Annotated in this window: 24 protein-coding genes; 15 read left to right on the top strand and 9 right to left on the bottom strand. The window is 73.6% G+C overall.

Annotated features, from left to right (window positions below; translation table 11 throughout):
• Positions 1-7 precede the first annotated feature (7 nt).
• The 5 genes from EAH89_RS02650 to EAH89_RS02630 are packed head-to-tail and all read right to left on the bottom strand — an operon-like array spanning position 8 to position 4355.
• A complete protein-coding gene (locus EAH89_RS02650) occupies positions 8-997 on the bottom strand; it encodes an ABC transporter substrate-binding protein (RefSeq protein ID WP_140881229.1) in 990 nt (329 codons plus the stop codon).
• Between the two features lie 12 nt (positions 998-1009).
• Complete coding sequence (locus EAH89_RS02645) at positions 1010-1195, bottom strand: hypothetical protein (protein ID WP_140881228.1); 186 nt, start codon at positions 1193-1195, stop codon at positions 1010-1012.
• A gap of 9 nt (positions 1196-1204) precedes the next feature.
• Positions 1205-2176 carry a Bug family tripartite tricarboxylate transporter substrate binding protein gene (locus EAH89_RS02640; protein ID WP_140881227.1) on the bottom strand — a complete coding sequence of 324 codons (972 nt, stop codon included), beginning with the start codon at positions 2174-2176 and terminating at the stop codon, positions 1205-1207.
• A gap of 29 nt (positions 2177-2205) precedes the next feature.
• Positions 2206-3393, bottom strand: coding sequence for a Gfo/Idh/MocA family oxidoreductase (locus EAH89_RS02635; RefSeq protein WP_140881226.1), 1188 nt, complete (start codon positions 3391-3393; stop codon positions 2206-2208).
• A complete protein-coding gene (locus EAH89_RS02630) occupies positions 3390-4355 on the bottom strand; it encodes a PDR/VanB family oxidoreductase (RefSeq protein ID WP_140881225.1) in 966 nt (321 codons plus the stop codon). The genes EAH89_RS02635 and EAH89_RS02630 overlap by 4 nt, the downstream gene beginning before the upstream one ends.
• A gap of 229 nt (positions 4356-4584) precedes the next feature.
• On the opposite strand from EAH89_RS02630, the gene EAH89_RS02625 reads away from it, so the two are divergent.
• A complete protein-coding gene (locus EAH89_RS02625; protein WP_140881224.1) occupies positions 4585-5928 on the top strand; it encodes a Rieske 2Fe-2S domain-containing protein in 1344 nt (447 codons plus the stop codon).
• 128 nt (positions 5929-6056) lie between these two features.
• Positions 6057-6395 (top strand): MarR family winged helix-turn-helix transcriptional regulator, encoded by a 339-nt coding sequence (locus EAH89_RS31105; protein ID WP_161993457.1) that lies wholly within the window; start codon positions 6057-6059, stop codon positions 6393-6395.
• A 10-nt stretch (positions 6396-6405) separates the two neighbouring features.
• Here the strand turns inward: EAH89_RS31105 and EAH89_RS02615 are convergent, their stop codons facing one another.
• A complete protein-coding gene (locus EAH89_RS02615) occupies positions 6406-7644 on the bottom strand; it encodes a glycosyltransferase (RefSeq protein WP_140881222.1) in 1239 nt (412 codons plus the stop codon).
• A gap of 201 nt (positions 7645-7845) precedes the next feature.
• Between EAH89_RS02615 and tsaB the strand changes: the two genes are divergently transcribed.
• On the top strand, positions 7846-8502 hold the full coding sequence (gene tsaB, locus EAH89_RS02610; protein ID WP_140881221.1) for a tRNA (adenosine(37)-N6)-threonylcarbamoyltransferase complex dimerization subunit type 1 TsaB: 657 nt from the start codon (positions 7846-7848) through the stop codon (positions 8500-8502).
• Positions 8499-8951, top strand: a complete 453-nt coding sequence (locus tag EAH89_RS02605) for a GNAT family N-acetyltransferase (protein WP_241666828.1) — start codon at positions 8499-8501, stop codon at positions 8949-8951. The genes tsaB and EAH89_RS02605 overlap by 4 nt, the downstream gene beginning before the upstream one ends.
• Here the strand turns inward: EAH89_RS02605 and EAH89_RS02600 are convergent.
• A complete protein-coding gene (locus EAH89_RS02600; protein ID WP_140881558.1) occupies positions 8932-9177 on the bottom strand; it encodes a sulfurtransferase TusA family protein in 246 nt (81 codons plus the stop codon). The two genes, EAH89_RS02605 and EAH89_RS02600, sit on opposite strands and share 20 nt — an antisense overlap.
• Positions 9178-9382: 205 nt before the next feature.
• On the opposite strand from EAH89_RS02600, the gene EAH89_RS02595 reads away from it, so the two are divergent.
• The 10 genes from EAH89_RS02595 to EAH89_RS02550 all read left to right on the top strand — a co-directional run bounded on the left by EAH89_RS02595 (position 9383) and on the right by EAH89_RS02550 (position 18866).
• Positions 9383-9838, top strand: a complete 456-nt coding sequence (locus EAH89_RS02595) for a MucR family transcriptional regulator (protein WP_140881220.1) — start codon at positions 9383-9385, stop codon at positions 9836-9838.
• A 174-nt stretch (positions 9839-10012) separates the two neighbouring features.
• Positions 10013-10570 carry a Fur family transcriptional regulator gene (locus EAH89_RS02590; RefSeq protein WP_140881219.1) on the top strand — a complete coding sequence of 186 codons (558 nt, stop codon included), beginning with the start codon at positions 10013-10015 and terminating at the stop codon, positions 10568-10570.
• Positions 10570-11406 (top strand): GNAT family N-acetyltransferase, encoded by an 837-nt coding sequence (locus tag EAH89_RS02585; RefSeq protein ID WP_140881218.1) that lies wholly within the window; start codon positions 10570-10572, stop codon positions 11404-11406. Before EAH89_RS02590 ends, EAH89_RS02585 begins: the two co-directional genes overlap by 1 nt.
• 103 nt (positions 11407-11509) lie before the next feature.
• The gene (locus EAH89_RS02580) at positions 11510-12430 is read left to right on the top strand and encodes a lysophospholipid acyltransferase family protein (RefSeq protein ID WP_140881217.1); all 921 of its coding nucleotides are present in this window, start codon (positions 11510-11512) and stop codon (positions 12428-12430) included.
• Between the two features lie 177 nt (positions 12431-12607).
• A complete protein-coding gene (miaB, locus tag EAH89_RS02575; RefSeq protein WP_140881216.1) occupies positions 12608-14032 on the top strand; it encodes a tRNA (N6-isopentenyl adenosine(37)-C2)-methylthiotransferase MiaB in 1425 nt (474 codons plus the stop codon).
• 83 nt (positions 14033-14115) lie between these two features.
• Positions 14116-15108 carry a PhoH family protein gene (locus tag EAH89_RS02570; protein WP_241666856.1) on the top strand — a complete coding sequence of 331 codons (993 nt, stop codon included), beginning with the start codon at positions 14116-14118 and terminating at the stop codon, positions 15106-15108.
• Between the two features lie 7 nt (positions 15109-15115).
• The gene (ybeY, locus tag EAH89_RS02565) at positions 15116-15676 is read left to right on the top strand and encodes an rRNA maturation RNase YbeY (protein ID WP_338325516.1); all 561 of its coding nucleotides are present in this window, start codon (positions 15116-15118) and stop codon (positions 15674-15676) included.
• Positions 15673-16659 (top strand): hemolysin family protein, encoded by a 987-nt coding sequence (locus EAH89_RS02560; protein WP_140881215.1) that lies wholly within the window; start codon positions 15673-15675, stop codon positions 16657-16659. Before ybeY ends, EAH89_RS02560 begins: the two co-directional genes overlap by 4 nt.
• A 10-nt stretch (positions 16660-16669) precedes the next feature.
• Complete coding sequence (gene lnt, locus EAH89_RS02555; RefSeq protein ID WP_241666827.1) at positions 16670-18226, top strand: apolipoprotein N-acyltransferase; 1557 nt, start codon at positions 16670-16672, stop codon at positions 18224-18226.
• A gap of 184 nt (positions 18227-18410) precedes the next feature.
• On the top strand, positions 18411-18866 hold the full coding sequence (locus tag EAH89_RS02550; protein WP_140881214.1) for a helix-turn-helix domain-containing protein: 456 nt from the start codon (positions 18411-18413) through the stop codon (positions 18864-18866).
• A 21-nt stretch (positions 18867-18887) separates the two neighbouring features.
• Here EAH89_RS02550 and EAH89_RS02545 read toward each other — a convergent pair whose 3' ends face one another.
• Positions 18888-19406 (bottom strand): DUF2244 domain-containing protein, encoded by a 519-nt coding sequence (locus tag EAH89_RS02545; protein WP_140881213.1) that lies wholly within the window; start codon positions 19404-19406, stop codon positions 18888-18890.
• 150 nt (positions 19407-19556) lie between these two features.
• On the opposite strand from EAH89_RS02545, the gene nth reads away from it, so the two are divergent.
• Positions 19557-20204: an endonuclease III gene (nth, locus tag EAH89_RS02540; protein WP_140881554.1), complete on the top strand. Its 648-nt coding sequence runs from the start codon at positions 19557-19559 to the stop codon at positions 20202-20204.
• Between the two features lie 59 nt (positions 20205-20263).
• Here the strand turns inward: nth and EAH89_RS02535 are convergent, their stop codons facing one another.
• On the bottom strand, positions 20264-21202 hold the full coding sequence (locus tag EAH89_RS02535; protein WP_140881212.1) for an N-carbamoyl-D-amino-acid hydrolase: 939 nt from the start codon (positions 21200-21202) through the stop codon (positions 20264-20266).
• Positions 21203-21205: the final 3 nt, after the last annotated feature.

Below are 21205 nucleotides of genomic sequence, written 5' to 3'. Positions count from 1 at the left end.
CTGCGGGTCAGAGGCGGAAGGCGTCCAGCGAGGCCGGGTGGAACAGCTCCTCCGGCGCGAGGCGGCGCGCGGAGAGGCCCTGGGCGTGGTGCGCGGCGAGGAAGGCGTCGAGCCCATGGCGGTTCGCCTCCAGCCCGTAGGACCAGAAGTCGTCGCCCATCAGGGCGCGGGCCTGCTGCAGGCGCTCCTCCACGAAGGGCAGCGTCACCTTCGTGGCGGCCGTGTTGGAGAGCCGCGCGAGGGCGAAGGACTTCGCCTCCTCGAAGGCCTTCACCAGCGCGCCCGGCAGGTAGCCGTGCCGCTCCGCCACGTCCTTGCGGATGCCCAGCAGGTGCATGATGGGGAAGATCCGGTGCCGCCCGTACCACTCCGAGGCCGCGGCGACCGGGTCCGCCCAGAGGCGCCCCACCTGCGGGTGCCCGCGCTCGAAGCAGGAGGGCGCGCGCGGCCCGATCACCGCGTCGATCGTCCCGTCCGCCAGCGCGGAGGAGATCGTCGCCCCCGCCGGCAGGCTCTCCAGCCGCACGTCGGCGGGCAGGCTGAGCGCGATCTTCTCCTCCCGCCCCGGGTGCTCGTAGCCGCCCCGCACCCAGGTGATGTCGGCCGGGCGCACGCCGTATTCCTCGAGGATCGCGCGCACCCAGACATTGGCGGTCAGCTGGTACTCCGGCACGCCCACCCGCCGGCCCTTGAGGTCCTCCGGCGTCTCGATCCCCCGATCCGTGCGGATGTAGACGGAGGTGTGGCGGAAGGCCCGCGAAGGAAAGACGGGCACGCCGATATAGGGGCAGTCCCCCTTGGCCGTCTTCACCGTGTAGGAGGAGAGCGAGAGCTCGCAGATGTCGAAGTCGGCGTGCTTGAACGCGCGGAAGAAGATCTCCTCGGGGTCGAGGATCGAGAAGACGGGATCGAGCCCGTCGATCCGCACGTTGCCGTCCACGAGCGGCCGGATGCGGTCGTAATCGCCGATGGCGAGCGAGAGGCGGAGGTTGGGCAAGCCTTGGCTCCCTTAGCCGCGCGGCGCGCTGGCGGCGGCGGCGATGATGGCGAGGAGGTCGTTCTCCGCCGCCGCCGCCGAGGCGTAGCGCGGCTGCGTCGTGACCAGGGGCGCGCCCGCGTCGTGCGGGCTGTAGATCTCGAGGAAGTAGCGCCCGCTGCGCTCCTCCAGCACGGGCTCGATGCGGATGAGGGCCATGCCTGTCTCCTATTCCGGCTGGATGCCGGCGGCGCGGATGATGGCGCCGTTGCGCGCCTGCTCCGCCACGATCGCCTTCGCGAACTCCGCCGGGCTCTCGCTGATCGGCGCGCAGCCGATGGCGGCGAGGCGCTGGACGATCTCGGCGTCGCCGAGCGCCGCCTGCGCCGCGGCGTGCACCGCCTCCACGCGCGCGGCGGGCAGGCCCTTGGGGCCCCAGATGCCGCACCATCCCTCGAACAGCATGTCGGGCTGCCCGGCCTCGCCCATGGTCGGCGTCGTCGGCATGCTGGAGAGGCGGGCCGGCGCCGTCACGGCGAAGGCGCGGAGCTGCCCGCCCTGGATCATCGGCAGCACGGCGCCGACGGGCGCGAACATCAGCGGCACGGCGCCCGAGATGACGTCGTTGATGGCCGGCCCGGTGCCCCGGTAGATCACCGTCGTCACCTCCACCCCCAGCTTCTGGCCGAGCGCCGCCGCGCCGAGATGCCCGACCGAGCCGAGCGAGGAGCAGGCGAAGGTGAAGCCCGCCGGCCGCGCCTTCACCGCCGCGAGAAGGGCGCGCGCGTCGCCCGCCTCCCCGCCCCGCATGCCGCCGACGAGGACATAGGGAATGCTGACGGTGCGGGTGACGGGGGTGAAGTCCTCGATGGCGTCGAAGGGCACGCCCCGCTGCACCAGCCGCAGGATCGGGTGGACCTCGTTGGAATAGAGCAGCGTCCCCCCGTCCGGCGCCGAGCGCGCCACCTCCTGCGCCCCGATCGCGCCGCTGGCGCCCGAGCGGTTCTCGATCACGCAGGTCTGCCCGAGCGCCTCGCCCATGCGCTGCTGCAGCAGCCGGGCGGTCACGTCGTTGGTGCCGCCGGGCGCGTAGGGCACGACGAGTCGGATCGTGCGGGCCTGCGCGCGGGCCGCGGGGGCGAGCGCCGCGGCGGCGGCGAGGCCGAGGGCGGCGCGCCGCGTGGGGGCTGCGTGGGTCATCGGTTTCCTCCCGGGATTCGTTACGGCCATCATGCCGCGCCCTGGTGCCGCAACGCCACCTCCGCCCCCGTCCGCGCGGATTCGAGCAGCGCGAGGCAGATCTCCGCCGTCGCTAGGCCCCAGGCGCCGTCGTGCAGCGGGGGCACGCCGCCGAGGATCGCGGCGTGCAGCTCGTCGATCACCTCGGCGCGCGGCACGTCGGGCGGCGGCAGCGGCTCAAAGCGGCGCTCGTCGTCGGCGTAGACCATGACGCCCCGCGGCGTCGGCCGCAGGTCCGCGCGCTCGAGCGAGGCGATGACAAGGCCGAAGTGGTTGTAGGCGGGGGGCGGCGGGGCGCGACGGGCCTCCTCCGCGCCGGCCCCGCGCCCGTAGGCGCGACGCTCCTTCAGCGCCGCCTCCTCGCCGGGCGCCACGCCGCGCAGCGCGGCGCGAGCGGTGCCGTAGGCCGCTGCGTCGCGCGGCGTGCCCATCTCGCCGATCCAGTCCTGGAACTCGTCCGTGTCGAAATGGCCGTGCCCGTTGTAGGTGAGCGTGGCCGAGAGCCCCTCGCCGAAGTCGAGCAGCGCGTTGTAGGCGCCCTCCGTCCCGCGCGCCCGGTCCCAGACCGTCGCCACCGCGCGGATGCTCCGCGCCGGGCGGCCCGCCAGCAGCCGCGCCACCTCCACCTGATGCGGCGCCTGCGAGAAGATGGCGCCGCCCCCCTGCGCCGTGTCCAGCTCCTCCGGCCGGCGCGGGCGGTAGAGGTAGTCGGTGAAGTTGAGCGCCGTGATCATCCGGACCGCGCCGAACTCACCGGCCTGGATCATCTCCTGCGCGCGGCGGTAGGGCGCGTCGAAGGAGTGGCTGTGCCCGACGACGAGATGCACCCCCGCCGCTTGCGCCGCCTCCACCATGGCCAGCCCGTCCGCGACCGAGAGCGCCATCGGCTTCTCGACGAGGACGTGCTTCCCGGCGGCGGCGGCCGCGCGCACATGGGCGAGGTGGAACTGGTGGGGACTCGCCACATAGACGGCGTCGAGCGCGGGATCGGCGCAGAGCGCCTCCACCTCCGCGTAGCTGCGCGCCCCGAAGTCGCTCTCGAAGCGCGCGCGCGCCTCCGGCCGCGGGTCAGCGGCGGCCACCATGGCCACCCGCGGGTCCCGCGCCAGCGTCGGCAGCATGAGCATGAAGGCGCGCCCCAACCCGGCGACGCCGAGACGTATGCGCGGCCCGCTCAAGGCTCCAGCACCAGCTCGTCCGATGCTGCGCGGGAGACGCAGATCATGAGCGAGGTTTCCCGCTCCGCCGGCGTCAGCACGAGGTCGCGGTGGTCCACCTCTCCCTCGACGTAGCGCGTGCGGCAGGTGCCGCAGGTGCCGCTCTCGCAGGAGGAGGGAAGCTTGTGGCCGTGGAGCCGCAGCACCTCGAGGATGGTGGCCCCGACCGGCACCTCCAGCGCCTCCCCCTCGCGCCCGACGCGGACGCGGAAGGGCTTGTCGTCCTCGCGCGGGCGGACGAGGTCGGAGCCGAAATCCTCGAAGTGGACGCTGTTCTCCGGCCAGTGGCCGGTCATGTCGCGCACGGCGTCCATCAGCGGGCGCGGGCCGCAGCAGTAGATATGAGCCTTGGTCGGCTCCTCGAAGACCGGCCAGAGGTCGTAGGCCTGGTCGGCGTCGCCCTCGTCGTGGTGGATCACCACGGCCTCCCCGGCGAGGTCCGGGTCGGCCAGGAAGGCCGTGCCCGCCGCGTGGCGCGTCAGGTAGAAGAGGCGGAAGGGCTTGCCGCCCGTCGCCTTCAGGTAGCGGATCATCGCGAGGATCGGCGTGATCCCGATGCCGCCGGCGACGAAGAGGTATTCCGGGGCGCGCGGGTCGAGCTCGAAGAGGTTGCGCGGCGCCGAGACCTCCAGCGCGTCGCCCATGGCCACCCCGTCCACGAGCGCGACGGAGCCGCCCCGCCCGCCCTCGTCCCGCTTCACGGCGATGACGTAGCGGTCCCGCTCGTGCGGGTCGTTGCAGAGGGAGTAGTTGCGCAGGGCGCCGCCGGGCACGCGGACCGACAGATGCGCGCCCGGGGTGAAGGGCGGCAGCTCCCCGCCGGCGGGGTGGCGCAGCTCGAAGAGGTGGATCCCCTCCGCCGCGGGCTCGGCGCGGGCAACGCGGAGCGCCATCAGCTCACCCTCGGCGGGCGCATCGGGCATCCTTGGCTTTCCTCCCGGTCTCTGGTCTCCCGGTCTCTCGCCGGCGGGACACGGTTAGAAGACTAAGTTTATCCTGGCAAGACGGAACGGGCTATCCGGTGCCATCACGCTCCGGCGAGCCGCCACGGGACGCTGGCACCCCCGCACGATGTCCCCCCTTGACCGCCAACAGGGGTGCTATAACCTTAGAACCCTAACCAAATTCCTGATCTACCGGAGGACGCGCCCCATGCTGACCGCCGCCGAGAACGAGACCCTCTGCCGCGTCGAGGGCGAGGCCCCCATGGGCCGCCTCATGCGCCGCCACTGGGTGCCCGCCCTGCTGTCCGAGCAGGTGGCCGAGCCCGACGGCCGCCCCGTGCGCGTGACGCTCTTCGGTGAGAAGCTCGTGGCCTTCCGCGACAGCGAGGGGCGGCTCGGCGTGCTCGGCGAGTTCTGCGCGCACCGCAAGGCCTCGCTCGCCTTCGGGCGCAACGAGAACTGCGGGCTGCGCTGCCTCTACCACGGCTGGAAGTTCGACGTGGAGGGCAACGTAGTCGACATGCCCTCCGAGCCGAAGGAGAGCCGCTTCGCCGAGCGCGTGAAGCAGAAGGCCTACCCCGTGCGCGAGGCCGGCGGCTTCGTCTGGACCTACATGGGCAAGCCCGAGGAGATGCCGGAGTTCGAGCCGCCGGCCTGGGCGCCCACGCCTGGCGCCAAGGTCTCGGCCCTCCGCATCGAGCTGCCCTGCAACTGGGCGCAGATCATGGAGGGGCAGATCGACAGCGCCCATTCCTCCTCGCTCCATTCCTCCGACATGAAGCCCGCGCGGGGTGAGGCAAAGGCGCTCGACACCCACTGGGTGCGTCCCTCCACCGACAAGAACCCGCGCATCCAGGTGCAGGTCACCAACTACGGCATGCGCTACGCGGCCATCCGCCGCCCGATCATGAACGCGCAGACGCAGGACTACGTGCGCATCACCACCTTCGTCGCGCCCTTCACGGCGCTCATCCCGCCGAACTCCTCCTACAACGTCGCCAGCGTCATCGTGCCGCGCGACGACACGAGCAGCTACTTCCATTTCATCGCCTGGACCGAGGAGGGGCGCGAGAACATCTCGCCCGAGGCCTGGCGGAAGTTCTGCGTGACCGAGGTGGGCATGGACGTCGACGCCGACTTCCGCCCGATCAAGCGCCACGCCTCCAACGACTACCTCCAGGACCGCGCGCTGATGAAGACCGGCGATTCCTTCACGGGCATCCCCGGCATCCCCAACCAGGACATCGCCATGTGGGAATCGATGGGCGCCATCGCCGACCGCACGAGCGAGCGCCTGGGCGCGAGCGACATCGCCGTCATCCAGTTCCGCCGCATCATGCTCGACGCCGTCGCCCGCCACGAGGCCGGCGCGCCGCCCATCGGCCTCGAGGCCCCGCACCTGCCGCAGGCGAAGCTCCGCTCCTACCAGGGCGTCGTGCCCAAGACCGAGGACTGGCGCACGCTCGGCGCCTCGCCCGAGGAGGCCGCCTACCTCACGGGCATGGAGGAGGAGCCCGAGGAGCGCGAGATGGCGCGGGCGGCCGTCGCCTGAGCCCGCCTGAGGCGGCGGCGCCCCCGCGCGCCGTCCCCCTGCCCTTCGAGGAGAGCGTCGGCTTCCTCGTCCGCGACCTCAACCGCGCGATCCAGCGCCACCTCCAGGCGCGGCTGCAGGCGCACGGGGTGGCGCCGGGCGCCTGGTACTTCCTCCGCGTCCTCTGGGAGGAGGACGGCATCACCCAGCGCGACCTCGCCCGCCGCGTCGGCATGATGGAGCCCACCGCCGTCATCGCGCTGCGCGGCATCGAGGCCGAGGGGTGGATCCACCGCATCCGCTCCGAGACGGACCGCCGCAAGGTCCACATCTTCCTCACCCCCGCCGGCCGCGCCCTGCGCGAGGCGCTGGTGCCCGAGGCGCACGCGGTGAACGCGCTCGCGACGAGCGGGCTCTCGACGGACGAGGCGCGAATGCTGCGCGCGCTGCTGCGGCGCGCGCGGGCGAACTTCCCGACGGGGGACTAGCGCCCGCCGCTCACGCGTAGGTCAGCGGCCGCTTCCGCGCGGCCAGCGCGTCGATCACCGCCACCTGGCGCGGCAGGCAGACGCGCTTCAGGTCGAAGCGCTTCTCTACCGTCCGCCGCGCCGCCTCCCGCAACGGCGCGTGGCGCGCGGGATCGGCCAGCGCCTCCGCCAGCCGCCGCGCGAGGGCCGGCGCGTCGTAGAGGTCGGTCAGGAGGCCGTTCACGCCGTCCTCGATCACCTCCTGCACGGGCGGCGTCGCCGAGCCCACCACCAGCGCCCCGCAGGCCATCGCCTCCAGCACGCTCCAGGAGAGGACGAAGGGCACCGTCAGGTAGACATGCGCGGCCGAGACGCGGAACAGCGCGTGCAGCGCCGGGTGCGGGATGCGGCCGAGGAAGTGCACGCGCGCGGGGTCGAGCGGCCCGACCTCCGCCAGCATCGCCTCCCGCCAGCTCGCGGCGCCCTCGGGCGGGCGGCCGTAGCTCGCGCCGTCGGCGCCCACGATCACCACCCGCGCCCCCGGCCGCGCCTCGAGCAGCGCCGGCAGCGCGCGCATGAAGGTCGGGAAGCCGCGGTAGGGCTCGAGCCCGCGCGCGACATAGGTCACGACCTCGTCCCCCGGCCGCAGCACCGTGCCGTCGGACAGGGCGAAGCGCGCCTCCGGGTCCGGGCGGCAGACCTCGGTGTCGACCCCCTCGTGCATGAGGCTGATGCGGCTGCGGAACCACTCGGGGAAGCGGTCGCGCTGCCAGCGCGTCGGCGCCGCCCCCCAGTCGGCGCCCCCCATGGCCGAGAGAAGGGGCATGTTCATCGTGCGGACGCGCACCGCGTCCTGCAGGGTGGCGGGCTTGCCCGGCTCGTGCCCGACATCGGCGCCCGTCGCGCTGTAGAAGAACTCCGCGTAGAGCAGCAGCGGCGCCTGGGGAAAGACGTCCTTCAGGAACAGCGTGTCCCCCCAGCCGATATGGCCGAGCACGACATCGGGCACGAAGCCGCCCCGCCGGAGGTCGATCGCGAGCCGCGCGACCCGCTCGGCCCGCGCCAGCGCCGCCTGGGCCGGGCGCGCGCGCGGCGGCACCTCCTCGCCGGGCGGCGGCGGCGGGTCGTAGACGCGGAGGTCCACGCCGTCGGGCACCGGGAAGGCGCGCGCCCCGATCCCCGCGACCCGGGTGCCCGGCCGCGCCGCCAGGAAGGGCAGCACGTGGGCGTACTGGCCCGGGAAGTTCGGATGGACGAGAAGGACCCTCATCGCCGCGCCCGGCGCCCGCGGCGCCCCGCGGGGGGCTGCATCACCGGCCTCGTCATCCGCGCGTCCCGACCCCCTCGTTGCGCGCCCATTTTGTCCCGCCCGTGACGGCGGCACAATCGGCCCGCATGGCCGGCGCGGCCCGGAGTTGACAGATTGGGGCCGGCAAGACGGCCGGCGGGGCCGGCAAGGAAGGATGAGGCGATGCGGTTGCTGGCCCTGGACGGCGCCCTGGCGGGCGCCTCGGTGGCGCTCTGGGAGGACGGGACGGTGCTCGCCGCGGCCCGGCGGGAGGGCGCGCGCGGCCAGCCCGCCGCCCTGCCCGCGCTGGCTGCCGAGGTGCTGGCCGGCCAGGACCGCCCGCCGGACGCGGTGGCCGTCGGCATCGGCCCCGGCGGCTTCACCGGCATCCGCGCCGCCCTCGCGCTCGGCCAGGGCCTGGCGGCGGGGTGGGGGGTGCCCTGCCACGGCGTGACCACCGGCGAGGCGCTGGCCGAGGCCCTGCCGCCCGCGCAGGCCCGGGGGCGCGCGGTCTGGTCCGTCACCACCGCCGGCCGCGGCGGCCTGGTCCTGGAGCGCCCCGGCGAGGCGCCGGCCATGCTCGAGGAGGCCGCGCTTCCCCATCCCGGCGGCCCCGTCGTGCTGGTGGGCGACGCCGCACCCCAGGCGGCGGCCCGGCTGCGCGCGCGGGGGGCGGACGCGCTCCTTTCCGGCGGCCGCCTGCCGGACGCCGCCGCCCTGGCCGCCGCCGCCGCCCGCGCCCTGACGGCGGGCCGCCCGCGCCCGGCCGCGCCCGTCTACGCCGAGCCCCTCGCGCTCCGCCCCGCGCCCGCGCCCGCGCCGCGGGAACCGGCCGCGTGACCCCCGCCCCGCCGCCACGGCCCGTCTCGGCCGCCGAGGCGCCGGTGCTCGCCGCCCTGCACGCCGCCGCCTTCCCGCCGGAGGAGCGCTGGGGCGAGTCCGCGATCCGCCTCATGCTCGCGCTCGAGGGCGCCTTCGGCCTGGCGGTGGGGGAGGAACCGGCGGGCTTCGTCCTCGCCCGCGCCGCGGCCGGGGAGGCGGAGGTCCTCACCCTCGCGGTGGACCCGGCCGCGCAGCGGGCCGGGCTGGGCGGGGCGCTGCTCGGGGCCGCCGTCGCCGAGGTCGCGCGGCGGGGCGCCTCGGCCCTCTTCCTCGAGGTCTCCGAGCGCAACGCCCCAGCCCGCGCCCTCTACGCCCGCGCCGGCGCGGCCCAGGTCGGCCTCCGGCGCCGCTACTACCCCGATGGCAGCGACGCGCTGGTGCTGCGCATCACCCCCCCTTGCGGATGAGCAGCCGGGCGGACCCGTCCGGCCCCTCCTCCATCCCGAGCACGGCGTGGCCCTGCTCGGCCGCCGTGCGCGGCACGTTGCGCCGCGGCTCCTCGCCCCGCAGCAGCACGAGCAGCACCTCCCCGGCCGCCAGCCGGTCGAGGGCGAGGCGGGTGCGGACGAAGGTCATCGGGCAGGATTCGCGAGTGATGTCGAGGGTCGCCTGAGGAGTCCAAGTCCCGGCCATATCCAGGGCGGCATTTCCGCCGATCATTTCTTTGGCCATCGCTGTTTTCCTCAACTCTTCTCTGTTAACGCCGCCCGGGACGATGTAGATCAGATGCGAATCGGGATGCCGGCAAGTCCTTGCCTCATGCTGGTCACGACACTCGACCACCACGTCTCACCACGTCACGCCGGATCCGTTGAACACTGCCATGCAGGAGATTGTCATGCCGGAGAGCACGGCCAATGCCCGGGACACAGCGGATTCCGGCGTTCTCGGCCTGACGGCGCAGATCGTGGCGGCCCATGTCTCGAACAATCCCGTGCCCCTGACCGAGCTTTCGGGCCTCATCGAGAACGTCCACCGCACCCTCGCCGGCCTCGGCCGCGCGCCCGAGGCGCCCGCGCCGTCCCGGCCGGAGCCCGCGGTCGCCGTGAAGAAGAGCGTGACGCCCGAGTATCTCGTCTGCCTCGAGGACGGGAAGAAGCTCAAGATGCTGAAGCGGCACCTCAAGACCGCCTACAACATGACGCCCGAGCAGTACCGGGAGCGCTGGAACCTTCCGCCGGACTACCCGATGGTCGCGCCCGCCTACGCGGAGCACCGCTCCTCGCTCGCCAAGAAGATCGGACTCGGCACCCGCCCGCGCGCCGCGCGCCGGGGCCGCGGCGCCAAGGAGTAGGGCGGCCCCTCCCGCCCCTGCGCCGCCGGCCGGGCCCATGCCACGGGCGCGGCGGGCGGACGGAATCGTTGCGGTCCGATCGGCCCGGGCCGCCCGTGCCGGCACCACCCGGTTCATCGCCCTGTTTGGCGGCGAGGGCCCTCGCGGGGTAGTCTCCGCCCGAACGGGAAGACCATGGACCACGCCACCCAGACCCAGACCAAGGCGCCGCACGGCAAGGGCCCGCAGGGCGGGGATCCCACCCGGATCGAGCGCCTGTGCATCGAGCGCGGCCTGAAGATGACCGGCCAGCGCCGGCTGATCGCGCGGGTCCTCAGCGAGGCCGAGGACCACCCGGACGTGGAGGAGCTGTACCGGCGCGCCATCGCGCTCGACAGCAAGGTCTCCATCGCCACCGTCTACCGCACCGTGCGGCTGCTGGAGGAGAAGGGCATCCTCGAGCGGCGCGACTTCGGCGGCGGGCGCTCCCGCTACGACCCGGCGGACCGCGGCCACCACCACCACCTCATCGACGTCGACACGGGCATCGTCATCGAGTTCGAGGACGACGAGCACGAGCGCCTCGTGCAGTCGATCGCCGCGCGCTACGGCTTCACCCTCGTCCAGCAGCGGCTGGAGCTGTTCGGCAAGCGCGCCCCGGTGCCCGCGCCCGACGCCCGCCGCCGCGCCCCCCGGCCCTCCCCCTCGCAGGCCCCGGCCCCGGCGCCGGCCGCCCCCAAGAAGGATGGGTGATGACCGGGCTCGCCCCCGGGTTGGGGGAACTGCGCGCGGGCAGGCTCGGCGTCCGCATCGCGGAGAACGCGGCGGAGGTCGAGGCGGCCCAGGCGCTCCGCTGGCGCGTCTTCTACGAGGAGATGGGCGCCCGGCCGGACGCTTCCACCGCCGCCTCCCGGCTTGACGTCGACGCCTACGACCCCGTGGCCGACCACCTCCTCGTGCTCGACCACGAGCGGGGCGAGGGCGCGCGGGCCGTGGTCGGCACCTATCGCCTGATCACCCGCGCCGCCGCCAACCGGGTGGGCGGCTTCTACTCCGCCTCCGAGTACGACCTCTCCCCCATCCTCGCCCAGGAGGGCGGGCTGCTGGAGCTCGGGCGCTCCTGCGTGGACGCGCGCTACCGCACGCGCGGCACCCTCCAGCTCCTCTGGCAGGGCATCGCGGCCTATGTCTTCCAGCGCCGCATCGCCCTCATGTTCGGCTGCGCCTCCCTCCCCGGGACGGACCCGGACGCCCTGGCCGAGCCGCTGACCTACCTCCACGCCCACCACCTCGCTCCCCCGGCGCTGCGCCCGCGCGCCCTGCCCGGGCGGCGCGTGCCGATGGACCGGCGAGACCCCGCGACGATCGATTCCCGCCGCGTGCTCGCGAACCTGCCGCCGCTCGTGAAGGGCTACCTCCGGCTCGGCGGCTATGTCGGGGACGGCGCGGTGGTCGACCCGCAGTTCAACACGACCGACGTCTGCGTCGTCGTGAAGACCGACCAGGTCACGGCCAAGTACTTCCGCCACTACGAGCGCCGGGTCGGCCCCCAGGCCGAGGACGAGCTGGAGGCGGATGCGGGCTTCTAGCCGCGCCCCCGCCGGCCGCCCGGCCGAACCGCGGCCCACGCCGCAACCCGTGGCCCAACCGGCAGCATGGACGCCGCCCGAGGAGCGGGCTAACCCCGCGGGCATGGACGCCGTCCCCAGCGACCCCGCCCTCGCGCTTGCCGCGCCGGGCCGCCTCCGCCGCCGCACCCCCCTCCGGTTCCGCCGCGTCCTGCCCGGCGGCCGCGCCTTCGACGTGATGGGGGACCGCCCCTTCGGCGGCCGCCTGCGGGCCGTCCGCCGGCTGCTCGTCGCCGGCCTCTGGACCCTTCTCTGCATGCCCGTCCAGGCCGTGCTGCTGCTGCTGCCCGGCCGGGGGAAGATCCTCTTTGCGCGGCTCTACTGGCGCGGCGTCTGCTTCGTCATCGGCATGCGGCTCCGCGTGGTGGGGGAGCGGACGGCGGCGCCGCGCACCCTCTACCTTTCCAACCACTCCTCCTGGCTCGACATCGCGGTCCTCGGCGGCTCGATCGAGGCGGCCTTCGTCTCCAAGGCCGAGATCGGGCAGTGGCCGCTGATCGGCCTCGTCGCGCGGCTCGGCCGCACCGTCTTCGTCTCCCGCTCGCGCCGCCGCACCGGCGACGAGGCGCGCGAGATGAGCGAGCGCCTGGCCGCCGGCGATTCGCTCATCCTCTTCCCCGAGGGCACGAGCTCCGACGGCACCCGCGTCCTGCCCTTCCGCTCCTCCTTCCTCGCCATCGCCGAGAAGGCGGCGGTGATCCGCCCCGTCTCGGTCGTCTTCGACCGCCTGGGCGGCCTGCCGGCCTGCCGGCGCGACCGGCCCCTCTTCGCCTGGTACGGCAACATGGAGATCGCCCCGCATGTGTGGCGCCTCGTCCGCCACGCGGGGCTGCGCGCCACCGTCGTCCTGCACGAGCCGCTGCCGCCGGGCGCCATCCCCAACCGCAAGGCCCTCGCCGCCGTGACCGAGGCGGTGGTGGCCGAGGGCGCCGCGACGCTGCGCCAGAACCGCGAGCCGCGCCCCCTCCGCCCGGAGCGTCCCTGAGGATCCCGCCTTCGCGCTTGACGCGACGCGGCGCCATCCGCGAGGCTCCGGAAATGGACGCGCCCCCTCCGCCGCGCCCGGGTCTTTCTTGACCTCGAAGGCCCCGCGCCGCACATCGCCCCGTCCCGAGGCCCCCTCCATGGCGGGAGGCCCGGGGGAGAAGGGGTTTTCCTCCGCATGAGCAGTTCCACCGGCCCGGTCCCGGCCGCCACCCCCGCCCTTCCCGGGGCGGGCAAGCCCGCGCGCAAGCTCCTGATCCGCACCTGGGGCTGCCAGATGAACGTCTACGACAGCGGGCGCATGGCCGACATCCTCGCCCCCCTCGGCTACGCGCCGACCGAGAGCGCGGAGGAGGCCGACATGGTCATCCTCAACACCTGCCACATCCGCGAGAAGGCGAGCGAGAAGGTCTTCTCCGACCTCGGCCGGCTCCGCGAGACGAAGAAGGCCCGCGCCGCCGAGGGGCGGCAGACCGTCATCGCGGTCGCCGGCTGCGTCGCCCAGGCGGAGGGGGCGGAGATCACCGCCCGCGCCCCCTGGGTCGACATCGTCCTCGGCCCGCAGACCTACCACCGCCTGCCCGAGATGGTCGCCCGCGCCTCGCGCGCGGCGGGCGCCGTGATCGAGACGGACTTCCCCGCCGAGGACAAGTTCGACCACCTGCCCGAGGCCCGCGCCACCCAGGGCCCCGTCGCCTTCCTGACCATCCAGGAGGGCTGCGACAAGTTCTGCTCCTTCTGCGTCGTCCCCTACACCCGCGGCGCCGAGTTCTCCCGCCCCGCCGCGGCCGTCCTCGCCGAGGCCCGGCAGCTCGCGGCCGGCGGCGCGCGCGAGATCGCCCTCCTCGGGCAGAACGTGAACGCCTGGGCCGGCGCGTCACAGGACGGCGGGACCTGGCGCCTCGCGCGCTTGTTGCGGGAACTGGCGGAAATCCCCGGCGTTGCCCGTCTGCGCTACACGACGAGCCACCCTCGCGACATGGACGACGACCTCATTGCGGCCCACGGGGAGATCCCGGCCCTCATGCCCTACCTGCACCTCCCCGTGCAGAGCGGGTCCGACCGGGTGCTGGCCGCGATGAACCGGGGGCACAAGGCCGACCTCTACCTCCGTCTCGCGGACCGGCTGCGGGAGGCGCGCCCCGATCTTGCGCTCACCTCCGACTTCATCGTGGGCCACCCCGGCGAAACCGCCGCCGACTTCGACGCCACGATGCGGCTCGTGGAGCGGGTCGGCTTCGCCGGCGCCTACTCCTTCAAGTACTCCGCCCGCCCCGGCACGCCGGCCGCCGGCCAGCCCAACGCGGTGCCGGAGGCCGAGAAGGACGCGCGGCTCCAGGCCCTGCAGTCCGTGCTGCGCGCGCAGCAGGACGGGTTCAACCGCGCCTGCGTCGGGCGCGTCGTCGATGTCCTGGTCACCGGCACGGGGCGGCATCCCGGCCAGGTGGCGGGCCGCAGCCCGTGGCTCCAGCCTGTTCATGCAACAGGCGCGGCCCCGGTGGGCGCGGTGGTTCCGATGACATTGCGGGCCGCCCTCCCCAACTCTCTCTCCGCAACCATGGCGTCCCCGTGCCAAGAAACTGAGGAGTCCGCCGCCGCTTGACCCAGGCCGCCGCCCCCGCCGCTGGCATCGCCCTCCGGCCCGATCCCCGCGCCCTTCCGCGCAACCCGGCCTTCGCGCCGGACCTGCCGCGGACGGTCACCGTGACCTTCGACGACAACGCGCTGCTGCCGTTGCTCTACGGGGAACACGACCGGCACCTCGCGCGGATCGAGCAACGATTGGGGGTTCGCATCGCCTCCCGCGGCAACCGGGCGACGATCTCGGGCGGCGCGGAGGGCACGGGGCTCGCGGAATCGGTCCTGCGCGCCCTCTGGCAACGCCTGGAGAAGGGAGAGATCACCGGAATGGCCGATGTCGAGGCCGCGCTCCGCATGGCCGACGGCCCCGCGGAGGACCCGCGCCTGCCGCTGGCCGACAAGCCCGCGATCCGCACGCGCAAGGGCGCCATCGCCGCCCGCAGCCGCGCGCAGGGCGCCTACATGGACATGCTCCAGCGCCACGAGATGGTCTTCGGCGTCGGCCCCGCCGGCACCGGCAAGACCTACCTCGCGGTCGCCCAGGGCGTGGCGCTCCTGATGGCGAACCAGGTCGACAAGATCATCCTCTCCCGCCCGGCGGTGGAGGCCGGGGAGCGCCTGGGCTTCCTGCCCGGCGACATGAAGGAGAAGGTCGACCCCTATCTCCGCCCCCTCTACGACGCGCTCCACGACATGATGCCGGCCGACCAGGTGGCGCGCCGCCTCGTGTCCGGGGAGATCGAGATTGCCCCCCTCGCCTTCATGCGCGGCCGGACGCTGGCCCACGCCTTCGCCATCCTCGACGAGGCGCAGAACACGACGCCGGCCCAGATGAAGATGTTCCTCACCCGCATGGGCGAGGGCACGCGCATGGTCATCACCGGCGACCCCTCCCAGGTGGACCTGCCGCCGGGGCAGAAGTCGGGGCTGGTGGAGGCGCTCTCCATCCTCGACGGCGTCGAGGGAATCGGCGTCACCCGCTTCGCCGAGGGCGATGTCGTGCGCCACCCCCTGGTCGGGCGCATCGTCTCGGCCTATGGGCGGGCGGAGCAGGAGGCGGCCGATGGCCGCGCCGCGCGCGCGAGGTTGAAGGAGTAAGGCAGCGGTGGGCAGTCGCCCGCCCGGCGGAACACCCGCCGGGCCGAATAACATCCCCCCCGGTCGCGACGCCGGCCGGGACGATGACGAGACGCCCGGGGAGCCCCTCCCCGGGTGGGAGCACGATATCGACGTCGTGCTGGAGGACCCCGCCTGGCGGTCCGCCGTGCCGCGGGTCGAGGAAGTGGCGCGCCGCGCCGCCGCCGCCGCCTTTGAGGAGGCCGGCATCGACGGCGCCGTCACCGTGCTGCTGACCGGCGACCTGCAGGTCAAGCGACTCAACGGCGACCACCGCGGCAAGGCGAAGCCCACCAACGTCCTCTCCTTCCCCCCGCTCCACCCCGGCATGCCCGGCGACGTGGCGCTGGCGCTGGGCACGGTGCGGCGGGAGGCGCGCGCCGCCGGTCGCAGCGTGATGGCGCATCTCTCCCACCTCGTCGCCCACGGGGTCCTGCACCTCGCGGGCCACGACCATCTCCGCGCCGGCGAGGCGCGGCGGATGGAGCGGGCGGAGGCGCGCGTCATGCGCCGCCTCGCCCTGCCCAATCCCTGGAGGGGCGTGGCATGAGCGATCGGAGCGGCCATGCCGAGCGCGCGGCCGAGCGGGCGCACGAGCGCGCCCAGCGCAACAACATCTTCTGGCGCTTCCAGAGCCTCCTCCGCCGGCGCGAGGCCGAGAGCGTGCGCGACCAGGTGGAGGCCCTCGTCGAGGGCGAGGGCGAGGAGGGCCGCGCGCCCGAGGCCGACGCGCTGGACGCGAACGAGCGCGTCATCCTCGGCAACGTCCTCAAGCTGCGGAACAAGACCGCGGTCGACGTCATGCTGCCGCGGGCCGACATCATCGGCATGCCCTGCGACCTGACGCTGGAGGAATCGATCCGCCTCATCCAGCGGGAGGGCCACAGCCGCTTCCCGGTCTACAGCGAGAACCTCGACGACATCCGCGGCATGGTCCACATCAAGGACGTCTTCGCCGCCGTCGGCCGGGAGGGTCCCTTCTCCCTCGAGGCCGCCCTCCGCCCCCTCCTCTTCGTCGTCCCCCAGGTGCCCGTCCTGGACCTGCTGCTGCAGATGCGCGAGGCCCGGACCCACATGGCCCTCGTCGTGGACGAGTACGGCGGCATCGACGGGCTGGTGACCATCGAGGACCTCGTCGAGACCATCGTCGGCGACATCTCCGACGAGCACGACGAGGAGGCGCCGCCCCAGGCCGTGGAGCGGCCCGACGGCAGCCTCGACGTGGACGGCCGCATGACCATCGAGGCCTTCGAGGCGCATTACGGCGAGGTCCTGACGAGCGAGGAGCGCCACCAGGACATCGACACGGTCGGCGGCCTCGTCTTCACCCTCGCCGGCCGTGTCCCCGCCCGCGGCGAACTCGTCTCCCACTCGTCCGGCATCGAGTTCCGCGTGCTGGACAGCGACCCCCGCCGGATCCGCCGCCTGCGCGTCCGCCGCCCCACCCCCGCGACCCCCGCCATCGAGATGCCCGGCGCCGGCATCGAATCCGGCGCGACCGCCCCCCAGGCCCCCTCGCAGGCGGCGGAATAGAGAGACCCCCTTGCAGCGCTTCGCCGGCTACCTGGAATCGCGCGCCGGCTGGCGCGCCCTCGCCGTCGCCTTCGGCCTCGGCGCCCTCTCCTCCCTCGCCATGCCGCCGGTCTTCGCCCTCCCGGTCCTGCTGGTCTGCTTCCCCGGCCTCCTGCTGCTGCTCGGCCGCGCCGGGAGCTGGAAGCGGGCGGCGGCGATCGGCTGGGCCTTCGGATGGGGCATGCACGTCACTGGCCTCTACTGGATCACCTACTCGATCCTCACCGAGGCGGAGCGTCTCTGGTGGCTCGTGCCCCTCGCCGTGCCCCTGCTCGCCCTCTGGATGGGCCTCTACACGGCCATCCCCGCCGTCCTCGCCTGGCGCGCCGCACCGGGCTGGCCGCGCGCCCTCGTGCTGGCCGGCGGCTGGGTGCTGGCGGAGTTCGTGCGCGGCTGGGCCTTCACGGGCTTCCCCTGGAACCTCCTCGGCACCGCCTGGGCCTTCTCGGCCCTCTCCGCCCAGGGCGCGGCCTGGATCGGCACGCACGGCCTCTCGCTGCTCACCGTCCTCCTGGCCACGACGCCCCTCCTCGGCCGCCGCGCCATGGGGGGCGGGCTGGCGCTGCTCGCCCTCCTGGCCGCCTTCGGCGCCGCCCGCCTCTCCCCGGCCGGCCCCGACCCCCTCCCCGTCACCCTGGTGCTCGTCCAGGGCAACGTGGCCCAGGAGGCCAAGTGGCGCGAGGAGACGCGAATTCCTATCTTTCGTCGCTACCTGGAGTTGAGCGAGGAGGGCGTGCAGGCCGCACGGCGCGACCGGCCCGGGACGCGTCCGGTGATCGTCTGGCCGGAGACGGCGAGCCCCTTCCTCCTCGCCGACGACGCCGAGGCGCGCCGGGTGGCCGCCGCCTCCCTCCCCCCCGACGGCCTCCTCCTGGCGGGCACCGTCCGGGCGGAGTGGGGACCCGACCGGCGGCCGACGAAGCTCTTCAACAGCCTCGTCGCCCTCGGCCCGGACGGGGCCATCGCCGCGACCTACGACAAGGCGCACCTCGTCCCCTTCGGCGAGTACATGCCCCTCTCCGGCCTGCTGCCGATCCGCGTGATCCGGGGCGGCGTTGATTTCGGAGCCGGTCCGGGGCCGGTCGCGTTGCGCCTTCCCGGACTCCCGCCGGCAGGTCCTCTCATCTGTTACGAAGTGATTTTTCCTGGAGACGTTGTTGGTTCGGAACGTCCGGGCTGGCTCTTGAACATCACCAACGACGCCTGGTTCGGCATCTCGGCCGGCCCCCACCAGCACCTCGCGGCGGCCCGGATGCGGGCGGTGGAGGAGGGGCTTCCCCTCGCCCGCGCGGCCCAGACCGGCATCTCCGCGGCTTTCGATTCGCGCGGCCGGGAGCTCGCGAGCCTTGGCCTGGGCCGGACGGGCTTCGCCCTCGCGCCCCTCCCCGGCGCCGAGCCGCCGACGCCTTTCGCGCGCGCCGGTCTCCTGATCCCGGCAATTCTGGTGGGTATTTTCCTACTGGCGGGGTGGTGGGGCACCAGATTGCGCGGCAACGAATCCGTGGGTCCGCTCGTTGTGAGGACCTGAATGGATACGGTGGGCCCGTCCCATTAATTGGAATTCTCGAAAGAGTTGACAATTCGTTAGGATCTGTTCAAGACTCGTTTCGAACATTGCAGGGTTCTATGACGGCCGTGGTCGTGCCGTGGCTGGTCATGGTGTGCAAGACGTGCGCCGCCCCCTGGTCCCGTCGAATGAAGGAGTGGCGCGTATGGCTGGTGAGGAGTCGCTTGATCGGGTCGAGAAGCCCGAGCACCGTCCCAGCCCGATCGACGTGCATGTCGGCAGCCGCGTCCGGCTGCGGCGCACGCTCCTGGGCATGAGCCAGGAGAAGCTCGGGGAGGCGCTCGGCCTAACCTTCCAGCAGGTCCAGAAGTACGAGCGCGGCGTGAACCGCATCGGGGCGAGCCGTCTCTTCGACCTCGGCCGCGTCCTCGACGTGCCGATCGGCTTCTTCTTCGACGACATGCCCGACAGCATGAGCGGCGTGACCGCCGGCTTCCGCTCCCGCCTCGCGGGCTTCGCCGAGACCCAGGAAGGGTTCGAGGACGACACCATGAACAAGCGGGAGACCCTCGAGCTCGTGCGCGCCTACTACCGCATCACCGAGCCGAGCGTCCGCAAGCGCGTCTTCGAGCTCATCAAGAGCCTCGCCCCCACGGAGTAGCGCCGGGCGACGGCCGCCTCCTCAGCCCGGCAGGCCGTCGCGCGTCTGCGGGTTGTCGAAGACCGGCTCCCGGTAGCGCCGCAGCGCCTGGGCCAGCGCCTCGGCGAGGCTCTCCTTCTCCGGCTCGTGCAGGAAGTGCCCGATCTCGGTCGAGCGCCCCCGCGCGGCGAGCCGAAGCTCGCTGATCCGCCCGGGCCGGGGCGTCAGCGCCACCCGCGTCCAGTAAGCGTCGAACTCCACCGCGCGGCGCCGGCCGCGCCGGTCCGTCCGGTCCACCCGCAACCGCCCGTCCGCGAGGGTGATCCGCTCCGCGATCCGGGACGACCAGCGCCGGTGCGTCCGAAGCATCCCGATCACGAGCACGACCTCGCCCCCCATGAAGCCCGCGACGGGCCAGGCGCCGAGGGACCAGAACAGCGCCGTCAGCCCTCCCGACACGATCAGCACCAGCGCCGCGATCACCCGCAACCCCGCGGGCGTGCCGGACTGGTGGGGAACGGTCATCGCCTCGAAGAGGGGAGCGTCCGGGCTCGGTGTCATGCCCGCAACATAGTCGCCTTCCCGCGGATTTCCTCCCCCAAGAGGTTCCGCGCTATGGACGATCGCGTGAGCCGCGCCCCCTCGACCGCCCCCCGCAAGCCCGCCCGTCCCCTGCACGGCACCGCGACCAAGCCGCGCCGCGCCCGCCGCATGGCCGCGGCGCAGGCGGAGGGCTTCATCCGGGCGCTCGCCGCCTCCAACCCGGAGCCGGAGCCGGAGCTCCTCTACCAGGATCCCTTCACCCTCCTCGTGGCCGTCGTCCTCTCGGCCCAGACGACCGACATCGCCGTGAACAAGGCGACCGCCACCCTCTTCGCGGAGGCGCCGGACCCCGCCGCCATGGTCGCCCTCGGCCCCGAGGGGATCGCCCGCCACATCCGGCGGATCGGCCTATGGCAGGGCAAGGCGAAGAACGTCGCCGCCCTCTCGGCCCTGCTGATCGAGCGGCACGGCGGCCAGGTCCCGCGGGAGCGCGCGGCGCTGGAGGCCCTGCCAGGGGTCGGCCGCAAGACCGCGAACGTCGTCCTCAACGTCGCCTTCGGCGAGGACGCCATGGCCGTGGACACCCACATCTTCCGCCTCGGCAACCGCACCGGCCTGGCGCCCGGCGACACGCCGCGGGCGGTGGAGGACGGGCTGGTCAAGCGCTGCCCGCCGGCCCTGCTGCGCGACGCCCACCACTGGCTGATCCTGCACGGCCGCTACGTCTGCAAGGCGCGCCGCCCGGAATGCTGGCACTGCGTCGCGCGGGAGTTCTGCAACTACCCGGACAAGGTGGCCGGGCCGAGCGCGGGCTGAGCCCGGCCAAGAAGAACCAAGCCCCGCCAAAGAGGATTCCTTGGCCGAGCGATTCGTTACTACGGCGGTTCGGCTCCTACCTGTTCCACGATCCGCCGGTAGTGCTCCGGCCGCCGGTGGGCTGCGAAGTTAAACATCTTCTCCTTCCCCTGGCGGCAGAGGTCGAGGTCGATGTCCGCCACCAGCACCTCGTCGCCAAGCGTCCGGGCCTGGGCCACGATCACCCCGTTGGGGTCCACGATGACCGAGCCGCCGATGAGGCCCGACCCGTCCTCGTTCCCCGCCTTGGCCACGCTCACCGCCCAGGTCGCGTTCATGTAGGCGTTGGACTGCGCGGCGAGGGTGGAGTGGAAGCTCCGGATCTCCTCGTTCTCCGTGCTGCCGCCGTTGGGGTCGTAGGCCGCGGAGTTGTAGCCCATGACCATCAGCTCCACCCCCTGCAGCGCGTAGACCCGCCAGGCCTCCGGCCAGCGCCGGTCGTTGCAGACGAGCATCCCCATCACCGGCGCCCCCCATTCGGCCGCGCCCCGGAAGGCCGGGAAGCCGAGGTCGCCGTACTCGAAGTAGCGCTTCTCGAGCTGCTGGAAGCGGTCCCCCGCCCGCGGCTCGACGGAGCCGGGAAGGTGCACCTTGCGGTACTTGGCGAGGATCGTCCCGTCCGGGGCCGTGGTGATGGCCGAGTTGAAGCGCTGGCCCTCCGGCGTGCGCTCCGCGTAGCCGACGTAGAAGCCCACCCCCAGCGCCCGCGCCCGGTCGAACAGGGGCTGCACCCGGGGGTTGGGCATCGCCTCCTCGTAGTAGGCGTCCAGCTCCGCCCCCTCGAGCAGCCAGCGCGGGAAGAAGGTGGTGAAGGCCAGTTCCGGGAAGACGACGAGGCGCGCCCCCCGCGCCGCCGCGTCCTCGAGGAGGGCGATCATGCGGGCGAGGATCGCCTCCCGCGCGTCGGCGCGCTGGTTCGGCCCCATCTGGGCGGCGGCGAGGCGGAGGATGCGGGTCATGGC

The organism is Muricoccus nepalensis, assembly GCF_006438825.1.
GTDB classification, from domain to species: domain Bacteria; phylum Pseudomonadota; class Alphaproteobacteria; order Acetobacterales; family Acetobacteraceae; genus Roseomonas; species Roseomonas nepalensis.
Note: the sequence above shows the minus strand (reverse complement) of the source record. Positions and strands in the feature narration are given on the sequence as shown.